Origin of the sequence: Pararhizobium capsulatum DSM 1112, from assembly GCF_030814475.1 — a bacterium.
Taxonomy (GTDB): Bacteria; Pseudomonadota; Alphaproteobacteria; order Rhizobiales; family Rhizobiaceae; genus Pararhizobium; species Pararhizobium capsulatum.
This window is the reverse complement of record NZ_JAUSVF010000001.1, coordinates 2,899,329-2,917,088: the sequence shown is the minus strand read 5'-3', so window position 1 is coordinate 2,917,088 and position 17,760 is coordinate 2,899,329. Positions and strand designations below refer to the sequence as shown.

16 protein-coding genes are annotated in these 17,760 nt (G+C 58.5%); 8 read left to right on the top strand and 8 right to left on the bottom strand.

Annotated elements, in window-relative coordinates:
- Positions 1 to 264 precede the first annotated feature (264 nt).
- The 3 genes from QO002_RS14190 (at position 265) to QO002_RS14180 (ending at position 2,923) form a co-directional block, all read left to right on the top strand.
- On the top strand, positions 265 to 2,007 hold the full coding sequence (locus QO002_RS14190) for a cation:proton antiporter domain-containing protein (protein ID WP_307230729.1): 1,743 nt from the start codon (positions 265 to 267) through the stop codon (positions 2,005 to 2,007).
- Positions 2,008 to 2,126: 119 nt separating this feature from the next.
- On the top strand, positions 2,127 to 2,732 hold the full coding sequence (locus tag QO002_RS14185) for a DUF1236 domain-containing protein (RefSeq protein WP_307230727.1): 606 nt from the start codon (positions 2,127 to 2,129) through the stop codon (positions 2,730 to 2,732).
- A 26-nt stretch (positions 2,733 to 2,758) separates the two neighbouring features.
- Positions 2,759 to 2,923, top strand: a complete 165-nt coding sequence (locus tag QO002_RS14180) for a hypothetical protein (RefSeq protein WP_307230726.1) — start codon at positions 2,759 to 2,761, stop codon at positions 2,921 to 2,923.
- On the opposite strand, the gene QO002_RS14175 is transcribed toward QO002_RS14180, so the two are convergent.
- From QO002_RS14175 to QO002_RS14150, 6 genes are all read right to left on the bottom strand, one after another.
- On the bottom strand, positions 2,924 to 4,969 hold the full coding sequence (locus tag QO002_RS14175) for an acyltransferase family protein (RefSeq protein ID WP_307230723.1): 2,046 nt from the start codon (positions 4,967 to 4,969) through the stop codon (positions 2,924 to 2,926).
- A 160-nt stretch (positions 4,970 to 5,129) separates the two neighbouring features.
- Positions 5,130 to 6,209 carry a sulfate/molybdate ABC transporter ATP-binding protein gene (locus QO002_RS14170; protein ID WP_307230721.1) on the bottom strand — a complete coding sequence of 360 codons (1,080 nt, stop codon included), beginning with the start codon at positions 6,207 to 6,209 and terminating at the stop codon, positions 5,130 to 5,132.
- A gap of 14 nt (positions 6,210 to 6,223) precedes the next feature.
- Positions 6,224 to 7,114: a sulfate ABC transporter permease subunit CysW gene (gene cysW, locus QO002_RS14165; protein ID WP_307230719.1), complete on the bottom strand. Its 891-nt coding sequence runs from the start codon at positions 7,112 to 7,114 to the stop codon at positions 6,224 to 6,226.
- Complete coding sequence (cysT, locus tag QO002_RS14160; RefSeq protein ID WP_307230717.1) at positions 7,104 to 7,961, bottom strand: sulfate ABC transporter permease subunit CysT; 858 nt, start codon at positions 7,959 to 7,961, stop codon at positions 7,104 to 7,106. Before cysT ends, cysW begins: the two co-directional genes overlap by 11 nt.
- 6 nt (positions 7,962 to 7,967) lie before the next feature.
- Complete coding sequence (locus QO002_RS14155; protein WP_307230715.1) at positions 7,968 to 8,993, bottom strand: sulfate ABC transporter substrate-binding protein; 1,026 nt, start codon at positions 8,991 to 8,993, stop codon at positions 7,968 to 7,970.
- A 256-nt stretch (positions 8,994 to 9,249) separates the two neighbouring features.
- Positions 9,250 to 9,516: a hypothetical protein gene (locus QO002_RS14150; RefSeq protein WP_370878492.1), complete on the bottom strand. Its 267-nt coding sequence runs from the start codon at positions 9,514 to 9,516 to the stop codon at positions 9,250 to 9,252.
- A 182-nt stretch (positions 9,517 to 9,698) separates the two neighbouring features.
- Here QO002_RS14150 and QO002_RS14145 point away from each other — a divergent pair, with 182 nt between their 5' ends.
- The 5 genes from QO002_RS14145 (at position 9,699) to QO002_RS14125 (ending at position 15,953) form a co-directional block, all read left to right on the top strand.
- Positions 9,699 to 10,259, top strand: coding sequence for a DUF924 family protein (locus QO002_RS14145; protein WP_307230713.1), 561 nt, complete (start codon positions 9,699 to 9,701; stop codon positions 10,257 to 10,259).
- Positions 10,260 to 10,369: 110 nt separating this feature from the next.
- Complete coding sequence (locus QO002_RS14140; RefSeq protein ID WP_307230710.1) at positions 10,370 to 12,913, top strand: mechanosensitive ion channel family protein; 2,544 nt, start codon at positions 10,370 to 10,372, stop codon at positions 12,911 to 12,913.
- A 156-nt stretch (positions 12,914 to 13,069) separates the two neighbouring features.
- Positions 13,070 to 13,333, top strand: a complete 264-nt coding sequence (locus tag QO002_RS14135) for a hypothetical protein (protein ID WP_307230708.1) — start codon at positions 13,070 to 13,072, stop codon at positions 13,331 to 13,333.
- Positions 13,334 to 13,565: 232 nt separating this feature from the next.
- Entirely contained in the window at positions 13,566 to 14,399 is an 834-nt protein-coding gene (locus QO002_RS14130; RefSeq protein ID WP_307230706.1) for a response regulator, read from the top strand.
- A 261-nt stretch (positions 14,400 to 14,660) separates the two neighbouring features.
- On the top strand, positions 14,661 to 15,953 hold the full coding sequence (locus tag QO002_RS14125; protein WP_307230702.1) for a GGDEF domain-containing response regulator: 1,293 nt from the start codon (positions 14,661 to 14,663) through the stop codon (positions 15,951 to 15,953).
- A 54-nt stretch (positions 15,954 to 16,007) separates the two neighbouring features.
- Here QO002_RS14125 and QO002_RS14120 read toward each other — a convergent pair whose 3' ends face one another.
- The gene (locus QO002_RS14120) at positions 16,008 to 17,012 is read right to left on the bottom strand and encodes a GlxA family transcriptional regulator (protein ID WP_307230700.1); all 1,005 of its coding nucleotides are present in this window, start codon (positions 17,010 to 17,012) and stop codon (positions 16,008 to 16,010) included.
- Positions 17,013 to 17,440: 428 nt separating this feature from the next.
- Complete coding sequence (locus tag QO002_RS14115) at positions 17,441 to 17,668, bottom strand: hypothetical protein (protein WP_307230698.1); 228 nt, start codon at positions 17,666 to 17,668, stop codon at positions 17,441 to 17,443.
- Positions 17,669 to 17,760 lie beyond the last annotated feature (92 nt).

Below are 17,760 nucleotides of genomic sequence, written 5' to 3'. Positions count from 1 at the left end.
CTTTTTATTCAGTAGCTTAGCGTGTAACCGGTTTAAAATATTTATCAAAAGGTCAAAAATTTATCGAATGATAAAAATTTCTGCGCAAAACTTGTCTGTCATTGCCTAATTTTTCTGCATTTGAGGTGCTGCGGTTGTTTTCTGGACATTTGTCCCCACCAGCGGTTTGATGCGCCGTTCCAGAGGGAACACGTCCCCTTGCCAAGCTCAGGCATATCCGCAAATGTCGGATCGTTCATTTAGTTGATTTTGTTGGGGAAGGGCGTGCATCACGACATTGCATTGATTGCCACGATCGCTGTCGGGTTCGTTTCGGCAGCCATTCTTGGATACATCGCCGACAGGATGCGTCTGCCGCCTCTCGTCGGATATCTGGCGGCTGGCATTTTGATTGGCCCATTTTCGCCCGGGTTCACAGCGAATGGCGACATTGCTTCGCAGCTGGCGGAACTCGGTGTTATTCTTCTGATGTTCGGCGTCGGCCTTCATTTTTCTGCGTCAGATCTCAAGGCCGTTCGGGCTCTCGCGGTGCCGGGAGCTGTCTTGCAAATTGTGCTGGTGACCCTTCTCGGCATGGGCCTCGCATCGCTTTTCGGCCGTAGCCCAGGCACCGGGCTCGTCTTCGGTCTTTGTCTCTCGGTTGCCAGCACCGTCGTGCTGCTGAAAGCACTGGAGGAACGAAATCTCGTCAACAGCGCCGCCGGGCGTGTGGCGATCGGCTGGCTCATCGTTGAAGACCTTGTGATGGTGCTGGTGCTGGTTCTGTTGCCCTTGCTCGCGGAGGTCATCGGCGGACAGGTGGCAGGTCATGCGGGCGATCACGCGGTGCCTGCCGATGCAACGACAATTACCGTCAACATCATCGTCACGCTTGCCAAGGTCAGCGGCTTTACGGTGCTTGCAGTCGTGCTGGGACCGAAAACCGTGCCGTGGATGCTGACGCAGGTTGCGCGCACCGGCTCGCGTGAACTCTTCACGCTGTCGGTACTTGCCATCGCGCTCGGCATTGCCTTCGGCTCGGCAATGCTGTTCGGCGTGTCTTTTGCGCTGGGAGCCTTCTTTGCCGGCGTGATCATGAGTGAGAGCCATCTCAGTCACAGGGCCGCAGCGGACTCTTTGCCGCTGCAGAATGCGTTTTCGGTGCTATTTTTCGTCTCCGTCGGCATGTTGTTCGATCCGACGATCATCCTTCGAGAGCCGCTTGAGGTGCTGGCGACGCTGGCACTGGTTATCATAGGCAAATATGTCGTTTCGGTCGCTGTGGTGTTGCTCCTGCGCTACCCGCTCGGAATGGCGCTGGCAATCGGGGCGGGGCTTGCGCAGATCGGCGAGTTTTCATTCATTCTGGCTGGCCTCGGTATTTCCCTGGGCCTGCTGTCGCCCGAAGGTCAGAGCCTCATCCTGGCAGGAGCAATATTGTCGATCACCATCAACCCGCTGTTGTTCTGGATCACGGGGGAGATGAAGACACGGCTGCGGGTGGCCCTTCCTGTCTGGTCGGCGCGTCATGGGAAGAAGCGGTTCGAGGCGCTCACATCGGAGCTTGCCGTCATTCAGGCGCAGCAGGAAGCGCGGGATCGCCAGCATCATATGAAAATCCAGCACATCGTCGAAACCTTCCCGCTGTTCTCGTCGATCGACGAGGCGTCGCATGAAGAGCTTCTCCTGATGTTCCGCCCGCACTCGGCCTCGCCGGGTGACCGGATATTGCGGGCGGGAGACCGGGGGGACTCGATGTATTTCATTGCCTCCGGGTCGGTCGAAGTGCAAATCTCGAAGGGCGAAATACGCTTGGGAGCAGGTTCCTTCTTTGGTGAGATGGCACTTTTGACTGGTGGGCGGCGGACGGCGGATGTCGTGGCGGTCGATTTCTGCGAGCTCTTCCTCCTCGATCGCCGCGATTTCAACGTCTTCATGTCCCGGCATCCGGCCCTGCGGGCAGCCGTCAGCGAGATGGCGCAGGCACGCAAACGGATGAACGAAACGACAGACGAAACGGAGGTTTAACGGAGGCAATCGATGTTGCGTGGGAAGGGCGGGCAAGGCGTTCTCCCTCTAAAGGCAGGAACTTGGGCTTCCGCCGTGCGTTAGGAGTGCGTGAATTGCACGACAACAGGAGAAGACCCATGAACCGCCTCCTCAAACCGATCCTTGCCGCAGCCGCGCTTGGCCTGACGGCAGGGCTCGCCCAAGCCGAGATGCTCGCCACCACCGCAACGGACATCACGGTCTATTCCGGCCCCGGTTCGGAATACCCGGCCGTCGGCATTGCGACGCGCGGTAGTTCAGGAGCGCTTGACGGATGTCTCCAAGGTGAAAACTGGTGCCGTATCGACGTCAACGGAATGCGCGGCTGGGTCTATGCCGAGCAGTTGATGATGGATTACAACGGCGCACCGGTTGCCGTGGAGCAGCATCGCTCCGATCTCTCGGTACCTGTCGTGAGCTATGAGCAGACCGGCAGCATCGCGACGCCTGCACCCGGCGATGAATTGATCGGCCGTGTGGAAGATGGCGCGATCATCGCACCGCCCGCCGAGGTTCGCACATATATCGATACCACGCCGGTCGCGACCGTTCCCTATGATGGTGATCTGGTTGTCGGCACGACGTTGCCGAACGGCATTACCGTCGCTCAGGTGCCGAACTATCGCTACAGCTATGTGCGCCTGAATGATCGTCCGGTTCTGGTCGATCCGCAGACACGCCGCGTCGTCTACGTCTACGAATAGTCATCGGATGGATGGAGTGCCAGGCTGTGACGACGCGTATTCTTATGTTCGGAGTGTTCGGGATCGTGGTCGGCTCGATCCTGAGCATCCTTGTGGTCCAGCATTTTGATCAGGATGGTGGTTCGCGCAGCACGCATCCGCCGGATCCCTTGGTTGTCACGCCAGAAAACGCGGCGGAGAAGACGCAGTAGTTACTTCACAGCGAGCTTGTCGGCTCGCGTTTCTCCCTGGCCGAAGGATTGAACCGCATCAAGAATTGCCGGTGCGATCAAAGCCGCCCCCGCGTCCGAGAGATGGTCGTCATCGAAATAATAGATCGTGTCGGCGTCGAGGCTGTTGATGCACCGCCCGGCCAGCGGCTTGTCGCAGAGATTGTCGGAAGGCTTGATCTTGCGGAGATTGGGGTGAGAGAGGCCATCGAAGGCGGTGATGACTTTCTCATTGCGTTGACGATAGCGCTCTAGACTTGTGCTGAATTGGAGCGGCGAGCGGGTGAGCGCCGCCTTGGCCACGATGCCCGGAACATCCCAGCCTGCTTCCGGTATCGGATACACAAGCACGACATTGAAGCCGCGTTTGAGATAGTCTTCGATATCAGCGACATATTGCTTGAGAACGCGTTCCTTGCGCTCCGGGTCATCCCGGCCTGCCGGCGCATTGCGGCGGTCGTATAGATCGACGTAAAGGGGCTTGAGCTGCTCTATTCCTCCCTCGCCGTTGTCGAACGGAGTTCCCTCCACATAGAGCGTCCAACGGCTTAGCATCACCACCGTCTTCACGTTGCTGTTGCGAATGTAGTCCTCGATGCCGGAGAAGAATGCGTTGCAGCGCAGCTTGTACTTGGCGTCGAAGACATAGAAGCCGGAGAAGCCGACGCAGGCGGAATGGGTCATGACGTACAGATCGGCACCGGCATGCTCGAAAACCCGCATGGTCTCACCCGCCATCGCAGCAGCGTGGGAATCGCCGATCAGGATCGTATCGACGATCTTGGCGCCGGGCGTCAGGCAGTCCTTGACGGGGTGATCGAGCTTCGCTTCGCCCTTGTCGTAGAGGCAGCGGACCATGATCGGATTGGGATGCTCCTGCGACGCAAGAGCTGTCAACGCCTCGGGCGGGAGACGAAACTGAAGACCGTTGTCGCGTGTCGTGGCCAATCCCACGCCGATGAAAAGCGCCGCAAGGAGACCTGTTGCTCCCAGGATGTGCATAGAGGATGGCAGGAACGGCAGTGGCCCCTTGCGGAAAGGCGCCTCCACGAAGCGCCACGACAAATAGGCAAGCGGAAAGGCCAGGATCGCCAATCCGATCAGGAGAGTCTGTGAAGGTTCGGTCAGGGCGCGGATACGGGCAAAGGCGAAGATTGGCTGATGCCAGAGATAGAGGCTGTAGCTGATAAGCCCGATGCCAACGAAAGGCCGTGTGGAGAGCAACGTCGCCGTCCATGTTCCCTGCCAACCGAAGAGGATGATGAAGGCCGTACCGATAACGGGAACGGCAGTGTAGAAGGACGGATAGGGGGTGGCTGCGTCATAGGCGAAAATGCCGATGCAGATCAGGACAAGCCCGGCGACGGACAGAATATTGCTGTTGCGGACGTAGCCCGCCGAGACCAGGAAGGCGCAGAGCGAGCCCGTCAGCAGCTCCCAGGCGCGGCTTGTCGGCAGGTAGAAATTGGCTGTCGCGAAGTTTTCCGAGCCGTATTGTGCAAGCCCGAGGCTCAGAAGCGCAACGGCTGCGATTACCGCAATGACCAGAGGGCGTCCGAAACGCCACAGCAGCATCACCGCAAGCGGAAAAACCACATAATATTGTTCCTCGACAGCAAGGCTCCAGGTGTGAAGGAGGGGCTGCAATTCTGCCGAGGGGGCGAAATAACCCGCCTCCTGCCAGAAGAGCACGTTGGAGGCGAAAAGGCTGACGGCGATCAGGCTTGCGCCAAAACTTTCCATCTGTGCCGGAAGCATCCAGGCCCAGGCAAAAGGCAGGCAGCAAAGAAGAACGAAGGACAGCACGGGGACGATGCGCCGGGCGCGGCGTTCATAGAAGCGCAGGATCGAGAAGCCGCCCTTTTCCTGCTCGGAGATGATGATCGAGGTGATCAGGTAGCCACTGATGACGAAGAAGATATCGACGCCGATAAAGCCGCCACTGAAATACTCAAGGCCTGCGTGGAACAGGATGACCGGAACCACGGCGACGGCTCTGAGCCCGTCGATCTCTCGTCTGTACTGCATATCGGCCCTGCACTCGAAGCGGCATTGATACCTTCGGCGCCATAGAGCAGCAGAAAGTCGATTCCGTCAACGCAACCGAAATGCGATGACGCCGTCGTCGAAGCAACCGAGCGGTTGGGCACTTCTCTATCATGCAAAGACGTGCCCAAGCCGCCTAAAGTCACACCTCGGCTGGAGCGGCTGTGGTTCGCTGCATCTGGGTTTCGTCCCTGAAAAGACGCCAGCGCGTCGGTCGGAAGGCGATCCGAGACCGGTCGGTTGCAGCCTTTTCGGGCGGCAGTTCGATCTCGACCTTGCAGTTGGCGGCACCGATGTCGAGTTCGACATGGCGGGTACCGGCGACACGGCGGCTGACGGTGACGATGCCGGCAATGCATCCGCCGCATCCATCCAGCAATTCTATGTCATGGGGCCGGAAGTACAGCTGGGCCGGTCCATCCGGTTCGCCGGCGGCACTGACGCCGATCGAGCGATCCTCGATCCAGAGCTGTCCGTTTTCGACCCGGACGGGGACGATATTGGACTGGCCGATGAAACCGAAGACGAAGGGCGAGTTTGGGGTATCGTAGATTTCGTCGGGTGTGCCGATCTGTTCGATCTTGCCCTTGCTCATGACGACAACGCGGTCGGCGAGCTCCAGAGCCTCGTCCTGATCGTGGGTGACGAAGACGGTGGTATGGCCGGTGCGGTCATGAATTTCCCGCAGCCAGCGACGCAGTTCCTTGCGCACCTGTGCGTCCAGCGCGCCGAAGGGTTCATCGAGCAAAAGCACGTTCGGCTCAACGGCCATGGCGCGGGCAAGGGCGACACGCTGGCGTTGGCCGCCGGAAAGCTGGGCCGGATAGCGCTTCTCCAGACCGCCGAGTTGCACGAGATCGAGCAATTCCAGGGCGCGGGCGCGGATTTCGACTGCCGGGGGACGTCGGCTGGACGGGCGCACTTTCAGACCGAAGGCGACGTTGTCGAGCACGGTCATGTGCCTGAAGAGGGCGTAGTGCTGGAACACGAAGCCGATATTGCGCTGCTGAACTGTCTTCTTCGAAGCGTCCTCGTCGCCGAAATAAACGGTGCCTTCGGTCGGGCTTTCAAGGCCGGCGATCAGGCGCAGCAGTGTCGTCTTGCCTGAGCCGGAAGGTCCAAGCAGCGCAATCAGTTCGCCCGAGCGGATATCGAGCGACACGTCATTCAGCGCTGGAAAACGGCCGAACTCCTTACGTATGTTTTGTACGCGAACTTCCATATGCGATTGACCTTTCAGTGCCGGCGGCTGGCGGCGATCTGAGCGCTGAACTTCATTTCGAGCAGCGACTTCAGGATGAGAGTGACGAGCGCCAGCAGCGCCAGCAGCGTCGCGACCGCAAAGGCGGCAACGAAACTGTATTCATTATAGAGGATTTCGACCTGCAGCGGCATCGTATTGGTCAGGCCGCGGATATGGCCGGAGACCACGGAGACGGCGCCGAACTCGCCCATGGCGCGGGCGTTGCAGAGCAGCACACCGTAAAGCAGGCCCCATTTGATGTTGGGCAGCGTCACGTACCAGAAAGTCTGCCAGCCACTTGCACCAAGCGAAAGGGCGGCTTCTTCATCGGCTGTTCCCTGCTCCTGCATCAGCGGGATCAGTTCACGGGCAACGAAGGGGAAGGTGACGAAAACCGTCGCCAGGACGATGCCGGGAACGGCAAACAGGATCTGGATGCCGTGGCTTTGCAGCCAAGGCCCGATGAGACTGTGCGAACCGAAGAGCAGGACGAAGACAAGACCTGAAATGACCGGAGACACCGAGAAGGGCAGGTCGATCAGGGTTGTCAGGAAAGCCTTGCCCTTGAACTCGTACTTGGCGATCGCCCAGGCGGCGGCAACGCCGAAAACCAGGTTGAGCGGCACCGCGATGCCCGCGACGAGGAGGGTCAGCTTGATTGCGGAGAAGGTCTCGGGGTCCTGCAGAACCGTCAAAAACTCGCCCGGACCGTTGCGGAACGCTTCGGTGAAGACGGCCGCAAGCGGCAGGAGCAGGAACAAGCCGATAAAACAGAGCGCCACTGCAATTAGCCCGTAACGGGCAAAACGGCTTTCCGACGTGGCGGTGCGCACCAGCTCACTGGTGTGGGTGTAGTGGGAGATGGCGGTATCCTCATGCGCCATAGCCGTACCTCCGTCTGCTCCAGGCCTGGATGAGATTGATGATCAGAAGCATGGCAAAGGAAATTATCAGCATGACCGCCGCGATCGCGGTGGCTGCCGGATAGTTGAATTCCTCAAGACGGATGACGATCAGGAGCGGCGCGATTTCCGAGACGTAGGGAAGGTTGCCGGCGATGAAGATCACCGAGCCGTATTCTCCGACGCCCCGGGCGAAGGCGAGGGCAAAGCCGGTCAGAACCGCCGGTGCGAGGCCGGGCAGCAGCACGCGGCTGATAGTCTGGAAACGGGTCGCACCAAGCGTTGCAGCCGCTTCCTCCACCTCCTTGTCGATTTCCTCCATGATCGGCTGAACCGTCCTGACGACGAAGGGCAGACCGACAAAGATGAGGGCAATGACGATGCCGATCGGTGTGAAGGCAACCTTGATTCCGAGAGGAGCAAGCAGGCTGCCGATCCAGCCATTCGGCGCGTAGATGGTTGTCAGCGCGATGCCGGCGACGGCTGTTGGCAAGGCGAAAGGCAAGTCGACGACGGCATCAATGATGCGCTTGCCCGGAAACCGGTAGCGCACCAGTACCCAGGCAAGGATCACGCCGAAAACGACATTGACGGCGGCGGCGGCAAAGGCCGTGCCGAAGCTGATGCGCAATGCATTGAGCGTGCGTTCGTCAGTTGCCAGCGACCAGAATTTTGGCCAACCAAGCGCGCTTGAACGCCAGACGAGACCGTAAAGAGGAATGAGAACAATGAGTATGAGCCATGACAAAGTAACGCCGAGCGCCAATCCGAAACCCGGAATGACGCTCGGCTGTCTGAATTGCCACCGCCTAGCTGTGCTTGCGGTCATTAAGAATTATTGCCCCGGCTTGTAGATCTGGTCAAAGAGCCCGCCATCCCCGAAATATTTTGGCTGAGCTTCCTTCCATCCACCGAATTCGTCAATAGTGACGAGCTTCACATCCGCAAATCGCTTGATGTCAGCTGGATCGGCAACTTCCGGCTTGAAGGGGCGGTAGTAGTGCTTCGCCGCAATTTTCTGGCCGACGTCGGAATAGAGGTACTGAAGGTAAGCTTCCGCCACCTTGCGAGTGCCCTTGGCATCGACATTGCCGTCAACCAGCGCCACCGGCGGTTCCGCCTTGATGGAAATGGATGGCGTTACGATGTCGAAATTGTCCGGGCCAAGCTCTTCCAGGGAAAGATAGGCTTCGTTTTCCCAGGCAAGGAGCACGTCGCCGAGGCCGCGCTGGACGAAGGTTGTCGTTGCGCCACGTGCGCCGGTATCGAGAACCGGAACGTGCTTGAAGAGTTCGGTCACATATTCCTGTGCCTTGGCATCGTCACCACCATTTGCAGCGCGGGCCCAGGCCCAGGCTGCCAGGAAGTTCCAGCGGGCACCGCCGGATGTCTTGGGGTTTGGCGTTATGACCTGAATGTCGTCCTTGACGAGATCACCCCAATCCTTGATGCCCTTCGGATTGCCCTTGCGCACCAGAAAGACGATCGTTGACGTGTAAGGCGCGCTGTTGTTTTCGAATTTCGTCTTCCAGTCCGCCGGGATCTTGCCGGTTTCCTTGGCTATCGCATCGATATCCGCCTCAAGCGCCAGTGTCACCACGTCCGCTTCGAGACCGTCAATGACGGAGCGCGCCTGCTTGCCAGACCCGCCGTGGGACGTCTGGATCGTGACCGTCTCGCCCGTATCGGCCTTCCATTTTTCCGCAAACGCCGCGTTGAAATCCTTGTAGAGTTCGCGGGTCGGGTCATAGGAGACATTGAGAAGCGTCGTATCGGCAAAAGCCATGCTCAGGCTGCCGAGCTGAAGCCCGGTCGCCAAAAGGGCCGCCGTAAAAACCCGTGTAAGTGAAGTCGCTCGCATGTCCACCTCCGTTGTTAGCAGGCATACTCTATTCATTAGATAGGATATTATAACGCAGAACTTTTTGTTCTCGATCCGTAGATGAGAAAGTCGTGCCTCGCCTTGGTCAGGATGGGGAAAACAATTTGCCCAGCCGTGACTATGTGATTGTGGGGCCTCGCCCCGTTCGCCTATAATAGCAGGAAGCGTTCCGGTTAAAAACGGCGATATGCTGCGATCGGTCCGCTACGCCGTCGCCGGACGACAACCCTCTCCGTCAATCGTACAGCGCCGAAAAGATATCCTGCCGCTCTCGTGCAACGAGTTTCAGCGACCGGTCCGGCTGGATGACATAGGTTTCCTGGATGCGCTCGCCAAATGGGCCATAGAAATAGTGGTTGAGCGTGCTGCCGACCGGAGATTTCGTCAGCTTGGTCCTTGGCTGGCCGCTATAGGTGATGCTGCCGGGAATAGGTTCGAGCTCCTGGGCAACGCAGGACGTGAGAAGCAGGGCGGCAAGCGCCATCGCGACGACGGTTCTCATGATGCGGCTCCTCTGCCTACGAACGGGTCCATATTCTCCTGCACGTTGGATATAGAGCAGCGCTGCGGATTTGCCAGCGTTTCGCAATACCGGGAGCTGGTAGCATTCGTGGTCGGTGGCGTGGAAACGGTGGCTGATGGTGCTATGTGTTCCGGCATCGAGTTTCTATGGGAGAAGCAGCTATGTCTGACGCGACCGCCATTTGCAGCCCCCAGGAGGTCTTGAGCTTCTGGTTCGACGAACTTTCGCCCAACGCGTGGTTCACTGCGGATGCATCGCTGGACGCGCAATGCGATCGTCGGTTCCGTCTTACCCATCTGGCTGTCTCGCGGCATGTCGAAGACGCCTGGCGAGCAACGCCATCCGCGCGTCTCGCCACGATCCTCCTTCTCGACCAGATATCGCGGAATGTCTTCAGGGGATCACCGCTTGCCTTCGCAACGGATGGCCTTGCTCTACGTGAGGCAAGGATGGCGGTCGATGCGGGAGCGGATCTTGGCATGTCGGTCGACCAGCGTGCCTTCTTCTATCTTCCCTTCGAGCATTCCGAAAATCTAAAGGACCAGACAGACTCGGTTCGGTTGTTTTCCGACCTTGCTGACCCGAATTACCTCGATTTTGCCATCAGACATTGCGAGGTCATCCGGCAGTTCGGACGATTCCCGCATCGCAATGCGATACTCGGACGGGTTTCGACCGAAGCCGAGCTTGCGTTCCTGGACCAGCCGGGATCAAGCTTCTGACCATACCGTTTTTTGCATCGCGGCCTGAGAAACTTTATGCAAGCCACTTCCGGCGCCGATTCTCGCACGTGGGAATGTGCAGTGCCCTGAATGAGGATTTTTGATTGCCGATGACGCTTCGAATTCGCGCCAGCTTGATCGCTGCCTTCTCTTTTGTCTTCCTTGCGACCGGGCACGCGCAGCAGCAAGCTATTCCGCAACAGCCGGCGCAGAAATCGCAACCTGCCGCGGATCAGGCTGCGCCTGCCGCCTCCACCCAGGCAACGGAACAGCTGGATCAGGCCGCGAAGGAGCTCGCGCGGCTGGCGGAAGCCATACAGAAAGCCAGTGGTGACGACAATCGGCTTGCGGAACTGAAGGTCGAGGTCGATGCGCTTGGAAAGCGCATTATCGCGATTTCTGTCGCGACCCGCCCGCGGCTTGACGAAATCAAGGCGCGATTGGCCGAACTTGGCGATCCGCCAGCTGAAGGTTCTCCAGCCGAGGCGGATGTCGTGACCGAGGAGCGCAAGCGTCTCACAGCCGAACGGGGGGCGATCAACGCGTTGACGGGAACGGCGGAAAACCTGTCGATTCGAGCAACCAAGCTGTCGAACTCTGTAACTTCCATGCGGCGCGACCTGTTCACCAACGCGGTATTGAAGCACAGCGAGATATCGTGGGACCTGTTTCGCGATGCCTCGGCGTCGTTGGTCACCGAGGGACAGGCGCTTCGCCGCAATGTCGGAAGTTGGCTGTCCTTCGCCTGGAGCTACAAGCGCTTCGCATTGCTGGCCTCGATCTTCCTCTCACTTTGCGCCGCCCTGGTCCTTGTCTCGGGTACCAGGCGTGTCCTCAATCCGCTGACCCGGCAGCGGTTCGCGCTGGAGCCTCCGGGCTACATCACCCGCCTGACGGCCGCTTTCTGGTCAACGATGGTGCCGACTTTGGTTGCTGCCGTGTTTGCGGCATCCAGCTATTTTTTCCTGAACACGTTCAATGTCCTTCGGCCTGATATCGCGCCGCTGGTCTCGACCGTTCTGGCGCTGGGCGTGGCGCTGACATTTGTTCTACGCCTGGCGCGAGCCGTGCTGGCGCCGCGCAAGCCTGCCTGGCGGTTGGTGAACGTCTCGGACCGTGGAGCATCCCTGCTGTTTCAAGCAATCGTCGTGATGGCGGTCGTGAACGGTCTCGACTACCTGTTCGGCACGATCAGCGAGGTTCTGAGCTCTCCGGTGCTGCTGACTGTTGCGAAGAGTTTCATCGCGACGATCGTGATCGGTATCGTTTTGATGCTGATGGCGCTCATCCATCCGATGGTTCCCGGGCAAGATGAGCCGGAAAGTCTGGGTAGGCCGTGGCCGCGGGCCATTTCCCTGGCTTTCGTGCTCACGGGTGCCGTGCTTATCCTGGCTGCCCTATCCGGCTATGTCGGACTTGGCCGTTTCATTTCCAATCAGATCGTCATGACCGGCGCAATTTTCGTGACGATGTATATCGGGATTTTGAGCGGCAAGGCGATCGCCAAGCAGAACGCGCTGGGCCAAACTGTGGTCGGTCAATATCTCGAAAGCAGATACAAGCTCGAGCAGGTCGCACTCGATCAGGCGGGGCTCGCGCTGGGACTGGCGATCTATGGGTTGGTCGCGCTGTTCTTCGTGCCGCTAATCCTGTTTCAATGGGGGTTCAAGCTCGCCGACGTCGAATCCTGGGCGTACCGTTTCTTTACGGATATCCGCATCGGCAGCATCACCATCTCGATCATCGGAATTGCTGCCGGACTTTGTCTGTTTGCGGCCGGGTATTTTGCGACGCGTGCATTCCAGCGTTGGCTGGATGGCAGCGTCATGGCCCGCAGCCGCGTCGATGCCGGCGTGCGCAACTCGATCAAGACGGGTGTGGGCTATCTCGGCGTCGGGCTTGCGGGGCTTGTGGGTATCTCCGCGGCCGGACTTGACCTGTCCAACCTCGCGCTCGTTGCCGGTGCCCTCTCGTTGGGCGTCGGCTTCGGTCTCCAGAATATCGTTTCCAACTTCGTCTCCGGGCTGATCCTGCTCGTCGAACGGCCGTTCAAGGTGGGCGACTGGGTGGTGACGGGGACGACGGAAGGTTTCGTGAAGCGTATTTCCGTTCGCGCGACGGAGATCGAGACCTTCCAGCGCCAGACGATCATGGTGCCGAATTCCCTGTTCATCAACGCGTCGGTCGGCAACTGGACCCACCGCAACAAGCTGGGCCGCACGGATATTCCCGTCGTCGTGAGTTATGAAGCGGCACCCCGGCGGATCATGGATCTGCTGCTGGAGATTGCCGAGGCGCATCCGCTCGTCTTGAAGAACCCGCAACCCCTGGCCGTTTTTTCCGCCTTTGGTGACGCGACCATGACCTTCGAACTACGGGTCTATCTCGCTGATATCGTCAACGGAACGGGCGTGCGCAACGATCTGCGATTGGCCATCTTCGAGCGGTTTCAGCAGGAGGGGCTGGGCAAACCGTTCAATTTGCCGGAGGTGGCACCTGACGAGCTGCCTGCCATTGCTGAGGACGATGTTACTGATGAGGCCGAGCCGGAAGACACGGTGCAGCGTCCCGCGGAGCAAGCGGCGGCCCGGGGCGTGACGACGCGCCGTCCCCGTCGCATCGTCGGACCGTCGTCGGAACCGTCGGAGGCCTGACGCCATTATTCAGCCTTCATTCAGCAGCCGGGCATTATACCTCTAGGCATTCTCAAGGGGCAGCGCTTATGCTGTGCCTACGGGGTGGCTGGCGTTCTCGTCCTTAGAAAAGGACAGGACGCATTCAAGGGGCGGCGCCAGAGGCGTCGATAGGCAATGAAGCGATTTTTCAGTGCATGCTTGCTCGTCGCTGCAATGGTGCAGCCCGCCCTTTCGGCGAATATCACCAACAAGGATGCCGAAGCGGCCGTCCTGGTGATCGTCGAGGGTGACAGCCGCGTGGAAGTTGCGATTGCTGCCGGCAGCACGGAGGCGCTTTGCCCGAACGGCTGTTTCATCACCACGCCCAGTGGAGATCGCATCGGTCTCGACGGCAGCGAGAATGTGGATATCGTTAATGGCTCGGCAGTCGTGCACTGAAGCTTTTTTCGACCCTTCTTCCGTTATTTCCACTGTGTGCGCGGCTCTTGCTGGCCGCAGGTCTTGCTGTGGTGTGGCGCAAAAATGCCGCCGATTTTCCAGGTTGCTGATGTGCGTTGACGGCAAAATCAGGGGTAAAAACTTGCCGGCTTATTTCAGGGACTGATTAACGACTGAGAAAACCTTTCCGCGTAGCCTCACTGAGGGGACAATCCTTTCAGATGGGCAATCGATGTCATTTTTCGGCGTGTCCGGGATGTATTATTCCGGTGAATCCTTGCAGCAGCACCGTATCGTGCTTGCTGAAGACTCCAATCTCTTCTCGGCCATGGTGTCGAAGCGGCTCAAAGAGCTTTTCGATATCGATGTCATCGTTTGCAAGGACTATGACGACCTGCAGTTTGCAGTCGAGAATGCGACGTTTCCCGCAACGCTCGCCATTTCCAACATCAATTTGCCGGGAGCCGAGAATGGCGAGGCGCTCTCGTATCTGATCGATATGAGCGTGCCGACGATCGTCTTTACCGGCACCTACCAGGAGACCACCCGCGAGGCGCTGCTGGCAAAGGAGATTGTCGACTACGTCATCAAGGACAACATCTTTGCTGTCGATATGCTGGCAGAATCCGTCTGCCGCTTCCTGACGAACCATCGCCATCATGTGCTGATCGTCGATGACAGCCCAACGGCGCGCGCGCTACTGACAAGCCAGCTCAAGCGCTATAATTTCCGTACGAGTTCCGCCGAAAACGGCGCCGCAGCGCTTGAGGTTCTCAAGAAAAGCCCGGACATCGCCCTCGTCATCACCGACTACAACATGCCGGATATCGACGGATTCGAACTGACGCGCCGCATTCGCAGCAGCTATGGGCCGCATCAGTTGCGTATCATTGGCGTGTCTTCTTCGGCCAACCGGCTTCTGTCGGCTCGATTCCTCAAGGCAGGCGGCAACGACTTCATGATGCGGCCGTTCATCAATGAGGAATTTTACTGCCGGGTGAACCAGAACCTCGATACTCTGACCAAGATTCAGACGCTTGGAGCGAAGGTTGCAAAGAGGGCCTGACCGCTTCTGCGAGGGCATTGTAACAAATTTGAGAATCTTCCCGGGAAATCCCTAATTTTCCGGGGGTCTTTAACCAATTGGCAATCCGGGACCGCTTTGATTGCTGCAAGGAGAATCGAACGGCTGTACGAGGGGAAACCAGCGCAGTCTTTTGCAAAAAAGAGATAATCGAGAGCTGACGTTCCTCTGGGGTAACGCATTGGCTCACTTCAGATTGGCGGGAACGTGAGCTTTCGCAGAGGGACGGGGCGGGATACCAACGTGCAGAAGCATGCCAACAAGCGCATGCTTCTCATCGAGGATTCCCGCATGTTTTCAACCGTGCTGAAGCACGGTCTGGAGACCATACACGGTCTGTCCGTGACCCATTGCGCGACCTTTGCTGCTGCACAGGATGCGGTGAAGGGCAATCCCGGCGAGTTTGCGCTTGCGGTGCTCGATCTCAATCTTCCAGACGGCCCAAACTGCGAAGCGCTTGACTACGTGATCGCCAACGGGATCGCTGCGGTCGTCTTTACCGGCAGCTTCAATGACGAGACGAGAGGTCACGTCCTGGCGCGTGGCGTCGTCGATTGCGTGATCAAGAACCAGCCGGATTCGATCAGCCACGTCATTTCGGTCGTCGACCGGGTTCTGACCAATGCCTCGACGCATGTGTTGCTGGTGGATTCGAAGAAGGAATCGCGCGCCGAGCTGCTTACCTTGCTGCGTCAGCAGCAGTTTCAGGTTTCGCAAGCGGTTGATGGCGCCGGGGCTTTGGCGGCACTGGATGGCTCGGAGATGATCGAGCTCGTCGTAACGGATCTTTCCCTGTCGGATATGAGCGCCCATGTGCTCCTGGCCGAGATCCGTCAGCGGCACGGCGACGACGGCGTGGGCGTCATCGCTCTTGCCGCAAGTGAAGATCGCCGGCAGGCTGCGCGCTTCCTGCAGAATGGCGGTACGGAATTCATTCCGAAGCCGTTCCTGGTCGACGAATTCAACAGTCGCATTTTTCACGTCGCCAATATCCGGCGTCGCATCCAGATGCTGCACAACATTGCCGCGCGGGATTACCTCACCGACATCTACAATCGTCGGTACTTTTTCCAGCATGGTCCGCGGCTGGTCGATCAATGTCTGCGACGCGGGCAAACGACGTCGATCGCCATTCTCGATATCGATCATTTCAAACGGCTCAATGACACATACGGGCACGAGGTCGGCGATCTTGTGCTCAAGGCGGTTGCCGGGCGATTGCGGACGCTTGTCGGTGAAAACCACCTGCTTGCTCGTCTCGGTGGCGAGGAGTTTGGCGTTCTCTTCAACAGCCTGCCCGTCGGGGAAGCCAATTCCTTCTGCGAGATGCTGCGTGAAGAGCTGGCGAAAACGAAGGTGGTGGCCGATGACGAAGAACTGTCCGTGACGGTCTCGATCGGTCTTGCAACCATCGAAACGCTCGAATCCTTCGACAACTACCTCAACGCCGCCGACCAGTTCCTCTACATGGCCAAGTACAATGGCCGTAACCGCATCGTATCGGAGCTCACGCTGCTCCAATCGATGACGGCTTAAGCCCTCTTCGCGCGCAAATTGGGTGTCATTTTTAGGGATGGCCTTCAGGCTGCGCTATCGCGCAGCCTGAAGGGTCAGTTTGCGCTCAGCGCGCTCCTGTTGGGGCGAGCGGTTGTAGAGTTCGCGATAACACTTGGAGAAGTGTGAGGCGGATACGAAGCCGCAGGCGACGGCAACCTCTACCACCGGCATAGCCGACTGCACGAGCAGGTGGCGCGCGCGGTCCAGACGGATTTCAAGGTAGTAGCGAGCAGGAGAGCGGCCCATTTCCTGACGGAACAGCCGTTCGATTTGCCGGCGCGAAAGATCCGCGCTGTCAGCGATCTCCAGAAGCGACAGAGGCTCGGACAGATTGCCTTCCATCAACTCGATGATCGAAAGCACCTTGGAATTCTGGACGCCGAGGCGGGCGCGCAACGGCAGGCGCTGGCGGTCATGCGGTCCACGGACACGGTCCGTCAGGGCCTGCTCGCAAACACGATTGACGAGATTTTCGCCAAAGTCCTGGTCGATCAGGTTCAGCATCATGTCGAGCGAGGCGGTGCCCCCGGCGCAGGTGTAGATATTGCTGTCGATCTCGTAGAGGTCGGCATACACATCCACCTGCGGGAATGTTTCCGCGAAACCCGGCAGATTTTCCCAGTGGATCGCGCAGCGCTTGCCGGTCAGCAATCCTGCCGACGCCAGCACATGCGCGCCCGTACAGAGGCTGCCGACGGAAACGCCCCGATTGTAGACTTCGCGCAGCCACGCATTGACGGACTTGTTCTGGAAATCTTCCACATAGATGCCGGAACAGACCAGAACCATCGATGGACGGTTTTCGTTGCCGAGCAACTTGCGCTCGTCGGCAAGCGAGGTGTTGACCTCCAGGCCGATGCCGCTGGATGACAGAACCTGCATGCCGTCGGTGGAGGAGAGACGCCATGTATAGGCCTCATAGCCAAGCATGCGGTTGGCAATCCGAAGCGTTTCTATGGCTGCGGAAAAGGGCAGCATGGAAAAATTCGGCACGAGGAAAAAAACTAGGGAACGCTTCTTGGTCAGTGGCTTGTTCATCGGCGAGTTCCATGCGCTACGGATACGCTAGTTCAAGGGAAAGGCAGATATCTGGCTTTCCTGATTGCGACATTGGCATGGATGGCTGCGACTGCAAAGAATTTAATGTGGGCGCAAGCGACTGGGTTGCCTAAAATGACGCCATCCTGTCGCTGCCATGCCTGATTATTGCGCTGTAGCGACAAAAATGTCGCCTTTGGTTCTTGTCTCTCATGGATGTGGCGGAGAGGGCAATATTGGTTGTGGGGAAGCAGGTACAGGAGAGAAAAGACGGGCTGTCGGAAACAGGCAAGTACCGCATGCCGGTTCTGTGACGTCATCGCGACTGTCTGGGCCATGCAAAAAGGGCATCCCGTTTTGAGTGGAATGCCCTTTTCAACAATCAATTTCGGCGGGAGGATTTTTGTCGGATGCCTCGGTCGTCGATGTCATCGTGCCGGCGTGTCCATCGCAGTCGCATCATTCTTGCCGAGGTCGTCAGCGGAGGGGAAGCCGATGTCCTTCAATGTGTCGAAGGAGAGACCTTCCAACGCACGCTCGGCTTGATGGCGGCGCCAGGAGGCAAGTGCGCGATGGCCAAGACCGCTTACGCCATGAAGGACGGTTTCGATCCGGCTGGACGAGCTGGTGGGTGTTTCAAGACTGTGGAATGCCATTGTACTGGTTCCTTTTGAGAGGGTTTTACGTCAAAAGGTCGCGACCATGGGATGGTAATGCCGCAACCTCATTCATCATTCAAGCGAATATA